The organism is Bradyrhizobium sp. Ken01, from assembly GCF_055807355.1.
In genome coordinates this window covers 1-234 of sequence record NZ_JBVVPC010000314.1, presented here as the reverse complement: position 1 = coordinate 234, position 234 = coordinate 1, and the positions used below count along the sequence as shown (strand labels likewise).

The following is a 234-nucleotide window of genomic DNA, read 5'->3' as shown; positions in this document are numbered from 1 at the left end:
CAGGCGCCGGCCTCGGCCTTGCCCCTGGCTTCGTCCGCTATTCCCAGGCGCAGAGTTCGGCGCCGATCAAGATCGGCTTCCAGTCGCACCGCACCGGCATCGGCGCTGCCTATGGCCGCTGGTACGAAAAGACCACGGCTGCCGCGGTCAAGGCGATCAATGCCGCCGGCGGCATCAATGGCCGTCAGGTCGAGGTGATCATCGAGGATGACGGCACCGATCCCGGCCGTGGCG

1 protein-coding gene is annotated in these 234 nt (G+C 67.9%); it reads left to right on the top strand.

The features are described from left to right. The coding region (locus tag AC0L3S_RS39780) for an ABC transporter substrate-binding protein (RefSeq protein WP_473285456.1) at positions 1–234 on the top strand (234 nt) is incomplete at both ends.